This window comes from Stenotrophomonas sp. 8(2023), from assembly GCF_030345295.1.
Classification (GTDB): Bacteria; Pseudomonadota; Gammaproteobacteria; order Xanthomonadales; family Xanthomonadaceae; genus Stenotrophomonas; species Stenotrophomonas muris.
Map to the genome: position 1 here is coordinate 3231050 of NZ_CP128404.1, position 14163 is coordinate 3245212.

General features: G+C 68.6%; 12 protein-coding genes. 11 read left to right on the plus strand and 1 reads right to left on the minus strand.

The annotated features are described in order from the left end of the window. Positions 1 to 59 precede the first annotated feature (59 nt). From QP609_RS15150 to QP609_RS15165, 4 genes are all read left to right on the plus strand, one after another. On the plus strand, positions 60 to 1760 hold the full coding sequence (locus tag QP609_RS15150; RefSeq protein ID WP_197621677.1) for a FecR domain-containing protein: 1701 nt from the start codon (positions 60 to 62) through the stop codon (positions 1758 to 1760). Beyond that, on the plus strand, positions 1757 to 3382 hold the full coding sequence (locus QP609_RS15155) for a CHASE2 domain-containing protein (protein WP_046431880.1): 1626 nt from the start codon (positions 1757 to 1759) through the stop codon (positions 3380 to 3382). The genes QP609_RS15150 and QP609_RS15155 overlap by 4 nt, the downstream gene beginning before the upstream one ends. Positions 3383 to 3449: 67 nt before the next feature. After that, entirely contained in the window at positions 3450 to 3902 is a 453-nt protein-coding gene (locus QP609_RS15160) for a DUF4442 domain-containing protein (protein ID WP_014647953.1), read from the plus strand. Positions 3903 to 3949: 47 nt separating this feature from the next. Then, complete coding sequence (locus QP609_RS15165; RefSeq protein ID WP_014647954.1) at positions 3950 to 4666, plus strand: hypothetical protein; 717 nt, start codon at positions 3950 to 3952, stop codon at positions 4664 to 4666. 8 nt (positions 4667 to 4674) lie between these two features. On the opposite strand, the gene QP609_RS15170 is transcribed toward QP609_RS15165, so the two are convergent. After that, positions 4675 to 5991: a hypothetical protein gene (locus QP609_RS15170; RefSeq protein ID WP_197621678.1), complete on the minus strand. Its 1317-nt coding sequence runs from the start codon at positions 5989 to 5991 to the stop codon at positions 4675 to 4677. Positions 5992 to 6067: 76 nt separating this feature from the next. On the opposite strand from QP609_RS15170, the gene QP609_RS15175 reads away from it, so the two are divergent. From QP609_RS15175 to metG, 7 genes are all read left to right on the plus strand, one after another. Further along, positions 6068 to 6751 (plus strand): DUF502 domain-containing protein, encoded by a 684-nt coding sequence (locus tag QP609_RS15175; RefSeq protein WP_014647956.1) that lies wholly within the window; start codon positions 6068 to 6070, stop codon positions 6749 to 6751. Further along, a complete protein-coding gene (locus tag QP609_RS15180) occupies positions 6748 to 7533 on the plus strand; it encodes a queuosine precursor transporter (RefSeq protein WP_014038042.1) in 786 nt (261 codons plus the stop codon). The genes QP609_RS15175 and QP609_RS15180 overlap by 4 nt, the downstream gene beginning before the upstream one ends. 94 nt (positions 7534 to 7627) lie before the next feature. Further along, on the plus strand, positions 7628 to 9568 hold the full coding sequence (locus tag QP609_RS15185; RefSeq protein WP_197621679.1) for a DUF885 family protein: 1941 nt from the start codon (positions 7628 to 7630) through the stop codon (positions 9566 to 9568). 16 nt (positions 9569 to 9584) lie between these two features. Continuing rightward, the gene (locus QP609_RS15190; protein WP_014647958.1) at positions 9585 to 10655 is read left to right on the plus strand and encodes a serine hydrolase domain-containing protein; all 1071 of its coding nucleotides are present in this window, start codon (positions 9585 to 9587) and stop codon (positions 10653 to 10655) included. Continuing rightward, positions 10652 to 11056 (plus strand): VOC family protein, encoded by a 405-nt coding sequence (locus QP609_RS15195; RefSeq protein WP_014647959.1) that lies wholly within the window; start codon positions 10652 to 10654, stop codon positions 11054 to 11056. The genes QP609_RS15190 and QP609_RS15195 overlap by 4 nt, the downstream gene beginning before the upstream one ends. Positions 11057 to 11474: 418 nt before the next feature. Then, the gene (locus QP609_RS15200) at positions 11475 to 11918 is read left to right on the plus strand and encodes a DUF2147 domain-containing protein (RefSeq protein ID WP_032958676.1); all 444 of its coding nucleotides are present in this window, start codon (positions 11475 to 11477) and stop codon (positions 11916 to 11918) included. Between the two features lie 102 nt (positions 11919 to 12020). After that, the gene (metG, locus tag QP609_RS15205) at positions 12021 to 14102 is read left to right on the plus strand and encodes a methionine--tRNA ligase (RefSeq protein ID WP_014647960.1); all 2082 of its coding nucleotides are present in this window, start codon (positions 12021 to 12023) and stop codon (positions 14100 to 14102) included. Positions 14103 to 14163: the final 61 nt, after the last annotated feature.

The window sequence follows — 14163 nt, forward strand, 5'->3', positions numbered from 1 at the left end:
TGCGCGCGCTGGCGGCCTTGCGGTCGCCACGATCCGTTCGGGGGGATGAGGTCGGGGCCATGGGGTCTTGCAGCTGCACCCCCGCATTGCCGGGATTGCAAACTGTGACCGTCGTCCGCTCTCTGTCGTTCGCCATGCGTTTAACGGGCGCCCTGCTCTGCGCCCTCCTCCTGCCGCCTGCCATCGCCGGCGCCCAGGACTGGAACTACCGGGTCCGGCCCGGCGACACCCTGTGGGACCTGGGTGGGCTGTACCTGAAACCCTCGGTACGCTGGCAGCAGCTGCAGCAGCACAACCGCATCGACAACCCCTACCAGTTGCCGCCGGGCCAGCTGCTGCGCTTCCCGATCAGCTGGCTGCGCACCGAACCGGCGCCGGCCCGGGTGCTGTCGGTGCGCGGCAAGGTCGAGCTGTCCGGTGCCGATGGCACGGCGACCCGTGCGCTCCAGGCCGGCGAGCAGCTGCATATCGGTGACACCGTGGAAACCGAGGGCGATTCCAGCATCACGCTGGAATTCGCCGATGCCTCGCGCCTGCAGCTGCGCGAATACTCGCGCCTGCGCCTGGACCAGCTCAGCCGCTATGGCCACACCGGCATGGTCGACACCCGCCTGCGCCTGCAGCAGGGGCGCGCCAGCAACCGGGTGACGCCGGCGCGCGGCCCGGCCTCGCGCTACATCATCGATGCACCCACCGCGACCAGCAGCGTGCGCGGCACGCTGTTCCGGGTCAGCGCCGGGGATACCGGGCACGTCGGCGCCACCGAGGTCCTGCAGGGCAAGGTGCAGGTCGGCAACCCCCATGGCCAGCGGCTGGTACGGCCGGGGCAGTCCACCCGCAGCAGCAGCGCCGATGCGGCCCCCGCCGCGGTCTCGGCCCTGCTGCCGGCGCCGGCGCTGCGCAATGACGCGCTGCGCCTGGCGCCGCTGCCGACCCTGCTTGCCTGGGAACCGGTCACTGGCGCCGATCACTACCGGGTGGAAGTGGTGCAGGCGGCAACGCCGGAGATCCTGCTGTTCGCCACCACCACCGCCGACACCCGGTTGGCGATCGGCGACCTGCCGCCCGGCCAGCTGCGCCTCCTGTTGCGCGCGGTCGACGCACAGGGCGTCGAAGGCCTGGATGCGAGCGCCGATTTCGAGCTCAGTGACCAGCCACCGCCGCCGCTGACCATATCGCCGCTGCATGGGCAGACGATCAACAGCGACCGCCCGCGCTTCCGCTGGAGCCAGGCCCCCGGTGCACGCAGCAGCGTGCTGCAGATCGCCGCCGAACCCAGCTTCCGGCAGCCATTGCAGGAGCAGGCTACCCATGCGACCGACCTGCGCCTGGCGCAACCGTTGCCGCCCGGACAGTACTACTGGCGCGTGGCCTCGCGCGATGCCGAAGGCCACCAGGGCCGCTATGGCCAGGCGCTGCCGCTGCAGCTGAGCAACGAGCCGGTGGACCCGGCACTGCAACCGCCCGAGGCCGCGCACGGCGAGCTCACCCTGCGCTGGCAGGCCGGCAGCGAAGGCCAGCGCTACCGGGTGCAGGTGGATCGCCGCGGTGACTTCAAGGCCCCACTGATCGATGAAACCGTGGCCCAGCCGCAGGTGAGCTTCAAGCGCCCGTGGAGCGGCACGCTGCACGTGCGCGTGCAGTACATCGACGATGACGGCCACGCCGGCGAGTTCTCCCCTGCCCAGCAGATCCCGTTGCCATGCCGCCTGTGCTACGGCGCCGGTGGCGGTGCACTGCTGCTCTGGTTGTTGTTGTGAGGCGCTCGCCGCTGCCATGGTCGAAGCGGATCCTGCTGGCCCTGCTGGCCGGCGTGCTGACCATCGTGGCCAGCCAGGGCCAATGGCTGTGGCGGCAGGACGAGGCGGCCTATGACGCACTGGTCGGCAACTGGGACTACCGCCCCGACCCCAGCGTGCTGATCGTGGCCATCGACGAAGGCAGCCTGCAGCGTATCGGCCAGTGGCCCTGGCCGCGCTCGGTGCATGCCCGCCTGCTGGACCGCCTGACCGATGCCGGCGCCGAACGCGTTGCGCTGGACCTGATGCTGTCCGAACCCGACCGTCGCGACAGCCGCCAGGATGATGAGCTGGCGGCCGCGATCCGACGCAACGGCCGGGTGGTGCTGCCGGTGCTGGCGGCACCGGCGGCCGGCGACCGCATGGCCGAGGAAATGCTGCCGATCCCGCAGATCGCCGCCAGTGCCGCCGCGATCGGCCACACCGATGTCGAGGTGGATGGGGACGGCGTCGCCCGCGGCGTCTATCTGCACGCCGGTATCGGACGGCCGCACTGGCCGGCACTGGGCCTGGCACTGGCCGACCTGCCGGCGGGTGCGGTACGCGGCCTGCCCGACCCCGACCCGGCGCTGGGCTCGCCCTATCAATGGCGTCGCGATGATTACGTGCGCGTGCGCTACGTCGGCCCGCCCGAGCGGCTGCCGCAGGTGTCCTATGCGGACGTGCTCGATGGGCACGTGGATGGAGCGATGCTGCATGGCCGCCGCATCGTGGTCGGGATGACGGCCAGCGGCATCGCGCCTCGCCTGCTGACCCCGACCACCCGCGAGTTCTGGATGAGCGGCAGCGAGTACCAGGCCAACATCACCTCGATGCTGCTGCAGCACAAGCAGATCGACGTGCTGCCGCACGCCTGGCAGCACGCCATCAGTGGCGTGCTGGTGGCGCTGTGCGTGATCCTGCTCGGCCTGCGCCTGCCGTGGCTGGTCGCGCTGTGTTCGCTGCCGATGCCGCCGCTGCTGAGCTGGCTGCTGCTGCGCACCGGTGACCTGTGGTGGGCACCGGCCAGCGCGATGCTGGGCGTGGTGCTGGCACTGCTGGTCTGGGCGGTGTGGCGGATCTCGGCCTGGCACCGCCTGGCCAACCGCGATGCCCTCACCGGCCTGGGCAACCGCCTGCGCTTCGAGCAGTCACTGCAGCAGGAATGCGACGCCGCGCGGCGCAGTGGCAAGCCATTGAGCCTGGCGCTGATCGACGTCGACCACTTCAAACGCCACAACGACCGCCATGGCCACCAGGTCGGTGACCGCGTGCTGCGTGATGTCGCCCGCCTGATCGGCGCGCATGCCCGTCGCCCGCGCGACATGGCGGCGCGCTACGGTGGCGACGAATTCGCACTGGTGCTGCCGGATACGCCGGCCGAGGGCGCGCGCCGGGTGATCGAGGACCTGATTGCCTGCGTGCGTGCACTGCCGGCGCCGGGCGATGGCAGCGATGACGGCGTCACGCTCACCATCGGGGTATTCACCCGCGTGCCCGACGGTGACCTGCAACCGCACCATTTCGTGGAAGGCGCCGACACCGCCCTTTACCAGGCCAAGGCCAACGGCCGCGACGGGTTCATGATCGACGGCGGGACGTGACTCCCGGGGTGCAACATACGCATGCGAATGGTTAGACTGGGCACCTCGCCTCGCGCCCCGGACCCGCATGAACGCCCGCCTGTTCCGCTTCGGCATCAACCTCTGGCCGCCGTTCCTGTTCACCGGCATCCACGTCACCCGGATCACGCCCGATTACCGGCAGATCGACGTGGCACTGCGACTGCGGCCGTGGAACCGCAATTACGTGGGCACGCATTTCGGCGGCAGCCTGTTCGCGATGACCGATCCATTCTGGATGCTGGGCCTGCTGCACATCCTCGGCCGTGACTATTACGTGTGGGACCGGGCCGGTGCGATCGATTTCCTCAAGCCTGGCCGGGGCACGGTGCGCACTTCGTTCCGCATCGATGATGCACTGCTGGCCGAACTGCGTGCCGAAGCGGCCGGCGGCGAAAAGGTGCTGCGCTGGTTCAGCAACGATGTCGTCGACGAAAGCGGCGAAGTGGTCGCCCAGGTACGCAAGCAGGTGTACCTGCGGTTGAAGCCGCACGCACGCTGATCCAGCACGCGCGCGCTATCCTCGGCCTCCCTGCCATGGAGGCTCCGATGCGCCCGTATGCGCTTGCCACACTGCTGACCCTGCTGTCCTTCACCGCCCACGCCCTCGACCTGCCACCGGTGCAATATCCGACGCTGCCGGCCCAGGCGGCCAATGCCGCCGGTTTCGTCCCGCAGGGCTGGGCACTTGAATCGAGTGTCGAAGGCGATCTCGACCAGGATGGCCGCGCGGACCTGGCGCTGGTGCTGCGTCAGCAGGCGCCACGCAACGTCATCGAGCACGATGGCTTGGGTCCCTCGCCGTACGACAGCAACCCGCGCATTCTCGCCGTGGCGTGGTCGCGCCCGTCAGGCTATGTGCTGGCGGTGCAGGACCACCAGCTGATACCACGCCCGGACAATCCGGTGATGAGCGACCCGCTCGAAGACGGCGGCGTCAGCATCCAGCGGGGCACCCTGAAGGTCGCACTGTTTTCATTCGCCAGCGCGGGCAGCTGGTCAATGGGCACGACCGCCTTTACCTTCCGTTGGCAGGACGATGCCTTTGCGCTGATCGGCTACGACCAGAATTCGGTGATGCGCAATTCCGGGCAGACCGAGTCGGTGAGCGTGAACTTCTCCACTGGCAGGGTAAAGCGGAGCGAAGGCAGCATCGAGGACGACAAGGACAGCGTGCACTGGGAGCCCCTGCACAGCCGCCGCCGCTGGACGCTGCAGACCATCGGTGATGGCTGGGCATTCGATCCGCTGGCGGGCAGCGACTGAGACGCTGCTCAATCGCGCGCAGCAGCGGCCGGGGCGTTCTCCATCACCAGCGGCACCGACAGCCATGGGCTCTCGTCGGTGCTGCGCGACGGTGAACGCCGCGGCACCTGCAGACGGCGGCCATCGGCCGACAGCTGCGGTGCCCGCACCGGCGAGCGGAACTGCGCAGGCAGGCGCTGCAGCGCATCCACCGGATCCTGCGCCTGCTGCCTCAGCCAGCGCTGCGCGCCGATCAGCCGCACCATCGCGGCGGCATCCTGGGTCCGTGACGAATAGGCCGGATAGACCGGGCGGGCAATATCGGTCAGCACGCACCCCAGGATGTTCGACAGGCAGCCAAAGTCATGCTGCGGCGGTGCCGGCACCGGCAGCGGGCGATCCGCTTCCAGCGCCGCCATCGCCGCCGCGCCGCAGGCCCAGCCCAGATTGCCCGCCGCGCGCGCCAGGGTACTGCTGCGATCCAGTACCAGCACCCCGCCGAATTCCTGCGCCGAGGTTTCGATCGCAGCCCGGCTCATCGCGTACTCACCCTGCATCGCACGGCACAAGCTCTGTTCGGCGGCCAGCATCGGCTGCATTGCCTGGTCGCATTCCGCTGGCAACGGATGGTCGGCCGGCAGTTCGACCAGCATGTCGGCCAGCAGCTGGGCATTGGCCTGCACCAGGCTTGCACCGATGATGCTCTCCACCAGGTAACTGCCGCCCGTCACCAGCCGCCGGCCCAGCTGAAGCCCCCTGCAACTGCCACGCAGCGCACCGTCGATATCGCCCTGCACATAGGCCAGCGCGCGTGCGCTGGTGGCATCGATCATCAGGCCATAGGTCGGCATCGGCACCAGGATGCCGTCGCCCTTGGGCCGGAATGGCGACACGAAGTGGTCCGCATCGGCCAGCTGCTCCAGGCGCGCATGCAGCTGCTGGTGGCCAGCGTGGGCATCGACGAAGCGCTGCGGGTCGGCGCGCACCTGGCCCAGGCAGTCACTGGCGGTCGGCCCGCAGCTGGCCGCCGGTCGTGATCGCAGCGCGTCATGGTCCTCCGCCAGCTGCGGTCCGGCGCCGCTATTGCCGCGCGGATCGGCCTCCCAACGCTGCACGTCGCGGGCCAGGGCCTGTTCGCGCTGGCGCGCGTCCAGATCGTCGAACGCGAGCGTCCACAGCAGCGCAAAACCGTTGTGGCCGTGGACAGGCAGGCGGGCCTGCAGGCGCTGCTGGGCCTGTAGCCGCGATTCCGGCACCGGCCACATGCGCGAGGCGCACCACACCACGATGGCCAGCACCAGAAGGCCTGCCAGGGTCCAACCCAGTCCGCGCAGAATCTTCAACACAGCTTCCCTTCCATGTGCCGTTGCCGCAGTCGATTGCCCAGCGTAATCGAGCGGCCGTGACCGCTACAATGCGCACATGTCGCTCGAAGCCCCCGCCCTGGTCCCCCGCCCCTCCCTGCAGCGCCTGTTCCTGACCGGCCTGCTGACCCTGCTGCCGATCTGGCTGACCTGGGTCGTGGTCAAGTTCGTGTTCGTGCTGCTGTCGGGCATTTCCAGCCCGTTGGTGGTGCCACTTTCCGAGCAGATCGCGACAAGCTTTCCGCACTACCTCGGCTGGGTCCGGGCCGAGTGGATCCAGAACACCATCGCCCTCCTGGCCACCCTGCTGGTGATCCTGGCGGTGGGCGTGGCCAGCCGCCGCGTGCTGGGCCAGCGCCTGCTGCGCTGGGTCGGCGCGGTCATCAAGCGCATTCCGCTGGCCAGCATCATCTACGACAGCGCCAAGAAGCTGCTGGACATGCTGCAGACCGAACCGGGCAGCACCCAGCGCGTGGTGCTGATCGACTTTCCGCACCGCGACATGAAGTCGGTCGGGCTGGTCACCCGCGTGATCAAGGAACACGGCACCGACCGTGAACTGGCCGCGGTGTACGTGCCCACCACGCCGAACCCGACTTCGGGTTACCTGGAAATCGTGCCGGTGGAACTGCTGACCCCGACCGACTGGACCGTCGACCAGGCCATGAGCTTCATCATTTCCGGCGGCGCCGTCGCGCCGTCCAGCGTTCCGTTCACGCGCGCCGGCGATCGCAGCGAATGACCGCGGCGCCGATCGAGCGCCCGTTGCAGGACCGCGCGGTCCTGCTGTTCATCGTGCTGGCTGCGTTCTTCTGCGGCAATGCGGTGCTGGCCGAACTGATCGGAGTGAAGATCTTCGCGCTGGAAGACACCCTCGGCATCGATCCGCTGAACTGGAACCTGTTCGGCCAGACTGGTTCGCTCAGCTTCACCGCCGGCACCCTGCTATGGCCGGTGGTGTTCATCATGACCGACACCATCAACGAGTTCTTCGGCAAGCGCGGCGTGCGCTTCATCTCGTGGCTGGCCGTGGTCCTGATCGCCTATGGCTTCCTGTTCGCCTTCGCGGCGATCTCGCTGGCGCCGGCCAGCTGGTGGGTCACCTCCATGGACGGGCACGGCGTGCCGGACTACCAGGCCGCATTCGCAGCGGTGTTCGGCCAGGGCATGTGGACCATCGCCGGTTCACTGGTGGCCTTCCTGCTCGGCCAGCTGATCGACGTGGCGGTGTTCCATCGCATCCGCCAGGCCACCGGCGAGCGCCACGTGTGGCTGCGTGCGACCGGGTCCACCGCGATCTCGCAGGTGGTGGACAGCTTCGTGGTGATCTGGATCGCCTTCGTGCTCGGCCCGCAGCACTGGCCGACCTCGCTGTTCCTGGCCGTCAGCAGCGTCAACTACATCTACAAGATGGGCTTTGCAATTGCCCTGATTCCGCTGCTGTACCTGATGCGGCGTGCGATCACCCGCTATCTGGGCGCAGACAGGGCCGCTGCGCTGCGCGCGGCGGCGGCGGCTGACTGAAGCCCCAGCGGCGGCAAGCTGACTGCGCCTTCACGCTGGCCGTACGCGGCCGGATCGTGCAAGCTCCACGGTCTGTGTTCCACGGAAGCTCCTGATGCCGCATCCCACCCGCGCCCTGGCCGCCGCCATCGCCGCGTTGTTCCTGTTCAGTGCCGTGCCGTCGGCCGAAGCAGCGAAAAAGAAGGCCAGCCGCCCTGCCGCCGCGCAGACCCGCCAGGCTGCCAAGCCCAAGGCCAAGCCCGCCCGCGCCACCGCGCCGGCGCGTGGCAGTTCGGCACGCCGCGCCGCGCCGCGTCCGGTCGCGCCGGCACGTGCCGTACCCAAGCAGGTACAGCTGGAGCGCCTGTACGACGAGTACTGGGATGCCTCGATGCGGTTGAACCCGCTGCAGGCCACCTTCCAAGGCGAATCCCGTTACAACGACCAGCTGCCCAACATCCTGTCCGCCGCCTGGCGCCAGCAGTCGCACGACTTCACTACGCAATGGCTGGGCAAGGTCGAGAAGCTCGGCAGTGATGGCCTGCAGGGCCAGGACCTGCTCAGCTACGAGATCTTCGTGCGCGACGCACGCGCCTCGCTGGCCGCCGAGCGCTACCCGGGCTGGATGATGCCGATCAGCCAGTACTACAACATCGGCAGCATCATGGCGATCCTCGGTGCCGGTGCCGGCGCGCAGCCATTCAACACCGTGCAGGACTACGACACCTGGTCGCGCCGTTCGCTGGGCATTCCCGAACTGTTCGACCAGGCCATCGACAACATGCGCCAAGGCATGAAGGCCGGCGTGGTACAGCCGCGCGACCTGATGGAAAAAGTGCTGCCGCAACTGGATGCGGTGATCAAGCCGACCGCCGAAGAGAGCATCTTCTGGTCGCCGATCCGCACCATGCCCAACACCATCCCGGCCGAGGACAAGGCGCGCATCAGCGCCGAGTACAAGCGCATGATCGAACTGCGCATCATGCCGGCCTATCGCGCCCTGCGCGGCTTCATCGCCACCGAATACCTGCCGGCCACGCGCGCCAGCAGCGGCCTGGGCGCACTGCCCGATGGCCAGGCCTGGTACGCCAGCCTGATCGTGCAGACCACCGCCAGCGACCAGACCGCCGCGCAGCTGCACGCGCTGGGCGAACAACGCGTGCAGGAACTGCAGGCGCAGATCGCCACGGTGATGAAGGATGCCAAGCTGCGCGGCACCCCCACCAAGCTGCTGCGCAGCATGCGCAACGACCGCCAGTTCCAGTACGGCGATGCCAATGCGCTGATCAACCGTTACCGCCAGGTGCAGCAGCAGGTCAACGCACGCCTGCCGCAGGTGCTGGATACCTTGCCGAAGGCGCCGCTGGACGTACGCGCGGTGGAACCGGAGCGTGCGCTCACCGCCGCTGCCGCTGCCTACCAGCCGGCACTGCCCGGGCAATCCGCGGTGCTGTACGTGAACACCCGCGACCTGCCCGGCCGCAAGCGCTGGAACGTGCCGGTGCAGTACCTGCATGAAGCGATCCCCGGCCACCACGTGCAGCTGGGCCTGCAGCAGGAGCTGGCCAAGCTGCCGCGCTTCCGCCGCCTCGGTGGCGATCTCGCCTTCGTCGAAGGCTGGGGCCTGTACGCCGAAACGCTGGGCGAGGACCTGGGCATCTACACCGATCCCTACGACCGCATCGGCTACCTGTACTCGCGCCTGCTGCGCGCCGCCCGCGTGGTGGCCGATACCGGCGTGAATGCCCAGGGCTGGAGCAAGCAGCAGGCTGTCACCTACCTGCAGAAGACCGTGGACATGAGCAGCGACGATGCCAACGCCGAAGTCGAGCGGGTCATGGCCCAGCCTGGCCAGGCACTGTCGAACGTGGCCGGCCTGACCACCATTGTCGCCCTGCGCGACAAGGCCAGGGCGCGCCAGGGCGCCGCCTTCGACCTGCGCCGCTTCCACGCCGAACTGCTGAAGGACGGCTCGATGCCGCTGGACGTGCTGGACCGCAAGATGGAACGCTGGATGGCCCAGCCGGCCAGCGCCACGCCCGCCCCGTCACCCTGAGCCTTCCGGAGCCGCCATGCGTCCTGCCGTCGCCCTGTTCGCCGCCGTGCTGGGCCTGCTGCCGCTGGCCACCGTTGCCGCACCGGTGCTGGCCCCACCGGATGCGGGCATCGACGGCCTGATGCAGGCCTACGACGGCCAGGTGCCCGGCGCCGCCGTACTGGTGCTGCATGACGGCAAACCGGTATTCCGGCGCGGCTATGGCCTGGCGGTGGTGGAGGACGGCACGGCGGTCACCGCGGCCAGCAACTTCCGGCTGGCCTCGGTCAGCAAGCAGTTCACCGCTGCGGCGGTGCTGCTGCTGGTGGAAGATGGCCGGCTCGGGCTGGACCAACCTGCCCGGCAATGGCTGCCCGAACTGCCCCCGGCTGCGGCCGCCATCACCATCCGCCAGCTGCTCTCGCATACCGGTGGCCTGCCCGACTACGAAGACCTGATGGACCCGGCTGATGCTCGGCAGGTGCATGACGCCGATGTGCTGACCCTGCTGTCGCGCCAGGACCGGCTGAACTTCGCGCCCGGCACGCAGTACCACTACAGCAACAGCGGCTATGCGCTGCTGGCACTGATCGTCGGCCGCGCCTCCGGCCAGGATTTCGCAGCCTTCCTGCAACAGCGCATCTTCCGCCCGCTGGGCATGGCCCACACCGTGGCCCATCAGGACGGCATCGATACCATCGCCGCACGCGCCTATGGCTACAGCTGGATCGATGGCCGTTGGCAGCGCACCGACCAGAGCACCACCAGCGCCGTGCTCGGCGATGGCGGCATCTATTCCTCGCTGGACGACCTGGCCCGCTGGGATGCGGCGCTGTACGACGACCGCCTGCTGTCGAAGGCCTCGCGCCGCGCGATGTTCAGCCCCGCCACATCGACGCCCGAACCGGATGTACCGCACTACGGGTTCGGCTGGCGGCTGAATGGCCCCGTGCAATGGCACAGCGGCGAGAGCATCGGCTTCCGCAACGTGATCGTGCGCCACCCGGAAAAACACCTGACCGTGATCGTTCTGACCAACCGCAACGACCCCGAACCCTATCCGCTGGCGCTGAAGATCGCCCAGCGCTGGCTGGACACCCTGCAATGACCGCCGATTCCGGTGCCCTGCTGGGCATCCACCACGCCGCACTGATCTGCAGCGACTACGCACGTTCAAAAGACTTCTACGTGCGCATCCTCGGCCTGCGCGTGCTGGCCGAGAACCACCGCGCCGCGCGCGATTCCTGGAAGCTGGACCTGGCCCTGCCCGACGGCGGCCAGCTGGAACTGTTCTCCTTCCCCTCGCCGCCGCCCCGTCCCAGCCGCCCGGAAGCCCAGGGCCTGCGCCACCTCGCGTTCCGCGTGGCCACGCTGGAACCCTTCATCCAGCGCCTGTCAGCGCACGGCGTAGTGTGCGAACCGATCCGCGTGGACGAGTACACCGGCCGCCGCTTCACCTTCTTCGCCGACCCCGACGACCTGCCGCTGGAGCTGTACGAAGCCGGTTGACGTCCCCGGGGGTCAGATCCCTTTTCCGACGGAAAAGGGATCTGACCCCATCGCCGCCACCGGAAACGTCATCCACGCATGGCATGGATCTGTGTCGACCAAGGTCGACACCCGCCAACCGCACCAGCACCGGCAGATCGCCGGAAACTGTCGAAGGCGGGGCATTGTGGGTTTGCGGGGTGTGAGCCGCATGGATGCGGCGACCAAGCCCCCAGGGACGGGTTTACGGCGGCCCCGCAAACCCACAGTGCCCCGCCATCCCTCAGCAAGTCCGCTTTTGCTGTTGCTCCGGCTGTTGCGGCTGCCTCTGCAGGTGCAGGGCGCAGCCCTGCAAAGCCCCCCTTCCCCATACCCCGCCGAATGGGTATACAGTCGACCCATGCCGGCACCGTGCCGGAATGAACCCTGGGAGGGGACCATGCGCAACACCTTCAAGACCCTGCTGCTGGCACTGCCGCTGTGCCTGGCCGCCCTGTCGGCCCAGGCCGCCGACGGCGCCGCCGGCCGCTGGAAGACCATCGACGACAAGACCGGCAAGGTGAAGTCGATCGTCGAGATCAGCCAAGCCGCCAACGGCACCCTGACCGGCAAGGTGGTCGACATCCTGCACTCGGACAAGGGCCCGAACCCGGTCTGCGATGGATGTGAAGGCGCCAACAGGAACAAGCCGGTGAAGGGCATGACCATCCTCTGGAACCTGAAGGCCGATGGCGCCAACAAGTGGTCCGGCGGCACCATCCTCGACCCGGCCAACGGCAAGACCTACAAGTCGAAGATGGAGCTGCAGCCGGGTGGCACCAGGCTGGACGTGTCCGGCTGCATCGCCTTCATCTGCCGCGCGCAGACCTGGCAGCGCGAGTAAGCGCCCCGGCCCCCGCTTCATCCCCGTGACCCGGCCCCGGCCGGGTCACGTCGTTGCGGGCATGCGATACTCTGCGGTTCCCCTCGGCTTCACCCCGCGACCATGACCCGTACCGCGCTCGTCACCACCGCCCTGCCCTACGCCAACGGCCCGCTGCACCTGGGCCACCTGGTCGGCTACATCCAGGCCGACATCTGGGTGCGTGCGCGGCGAATGAGCGGCGGCAAGGCCTGGTTCGTCTGCGCCGACGACACCCACGGCACGCCGATCATGCTGGCCGCGGAAAAGGCCGGGGTCACCCCGGAAACCTTCATCGCCAACATCCAGGCCAGCCACGAACGTGACTTCGCCGCCTTCGGCGTGGCCTTCGACCACTACGACTCGACCAACTCGGCGGCCAACAAGGCACTGACCGAGCAGTTCTACCTGAAGCTGGAAGCGGCCGGCCACATCAGCCGCCGTTCGGTCGCCCAGTTCTACGACCCGGCCAAGGGCATGTTCCTGCCCGACCGCTACGTCAAGGGCATCTGTCCGAACTGCGGCAGCCCCGACCAGTACGGCGACAACTGCGAAGTCTGCGGCGCGACCTATGCACCGACCGACCTGAAGGAGCCGCGTTCGGTCATCTCCGGCGCCACGCCGGAAATGCGCGATTCGGAGCACTTCTTCTTCGAGGTGGGCCACTTCGATGCATTCCTGCGCGAATGGCTGGCCGGCGATGTCGCCCTGCCGGGCGTGAAGGCCAAGCTGGGTGAGTGGCTCAACGCCGAAGGTGGCCTGCGCGCGTGGGACATCTCGCGCGATGCGCCGTACTTCGGTTTCCAGATTCCCGGCCAGCCGGGCAAGTACTTCTATGTCTGGCTGGATGCGCCGATCGGCTACCTGTCCAGCTTCCAGACCCTGTGCGGCAAGCTCGGCGAAGACTTCGAAGCGCACCTGCGCGCCGGCACCGCCACCGAACTGCACCACTTCATCGGCAAGGACATCGTCAACTTCCACGGCCTGTTCTGGCCGGCGGTGCTGCACGGTACCGGCCACCGCGCGCCGACCCGCCTGCACGTCAACGGCTACCTGACCGTGGACGGTGCCAAGATGAGCAAGTCGCGCGGCACCTTCGTGATGGCGCGTACCTTCCTCGATGCCGGCCTGGAGCCGGAAGCGCTGCGCTACTACTACGCCGCCAAGTCCGGCGGTGGCGTCGACGATCTTGACCTGAACCTGGGTGATTTCATCGCCCGCGTCAACGCCGACCTGGTCGGCAAGTTCGTCAACCTGGCCAGCCGCTGCGCCGGCTTCATCAGCAAGCGCTTCGACGGCCAGCTGGCCGCGCAGCTGCCCGACGCGGCGCAGTACCAGCGCTTCGTCGACGGCCTGGCGCCGATCCGTGAAGCCTACGAGCGCAACGACCCGGCTGCGGCGATCCGCCTGACCATGACCCTGGCCGACGAAGCCAACCGCTACATCGACGACGTCAAGCCGTGGGTCATCGCCAAGCAGGAAGGCGCCGACGCGCAGCTGCAGGCCGTGTGCAGCCAGGGCCTGAACCTGTTCCGCGTGCTGGTCACCGCACTGAAGCCGGTGCTGCCGGCCACCGCCGCGCAGGCCGAGGCCTTCCTGGCCGCGCCGGTCAATGACTGGACCGAACTGGCACAGCCGCTGCTGGGCCACCGCATCACCGACTACACCCCGCTGTTCACCCGTATCGACCCGAAGAAGATTGACGCCATGATCGACGCCTCCAAGGACACCCTGCAGCCGGCCGCCGCTGCCGCCCCCGCCGCCAGGACCGACGCCGCCAAGCCGGCCACACCGGCCCCGGCCAAGGACGACGCGAAGAGCGCCGATGCTCCGGCCTATATCGGCATCGACGATTTCGCCAAGCTCGACCTGCGCATCGGCAAGGTGCTGGTGTGCGAGTTCGTGGAAGGTTCGGACAAGCTGCTGCGCTTCGAACTGGATGCCGGCGAACTGGGCAAGCGCCAGATCTTCTCCGGCATCCGTGGCAGCTACGGCGAGCCGGAAGCCCTGGTCGGTCGCAGCGTGGTGTTCATCGCCAACCTGGCCCCGCGCAAGATGCGCTTCGGCCTGAGCGAAGGCATGATCCTGTCGGCCGGTTTCGACGGCGGCGCGCTGGCGCTGCTGGACGCCGACAGCGGCGCGCAGCCGGGCATGCCGGTCCGCTGATGCCTGCAGCGGGCGCGGCCACCGCCGCGCCTGCCGGCAGCATCGGCCAGCGGAGGCAACG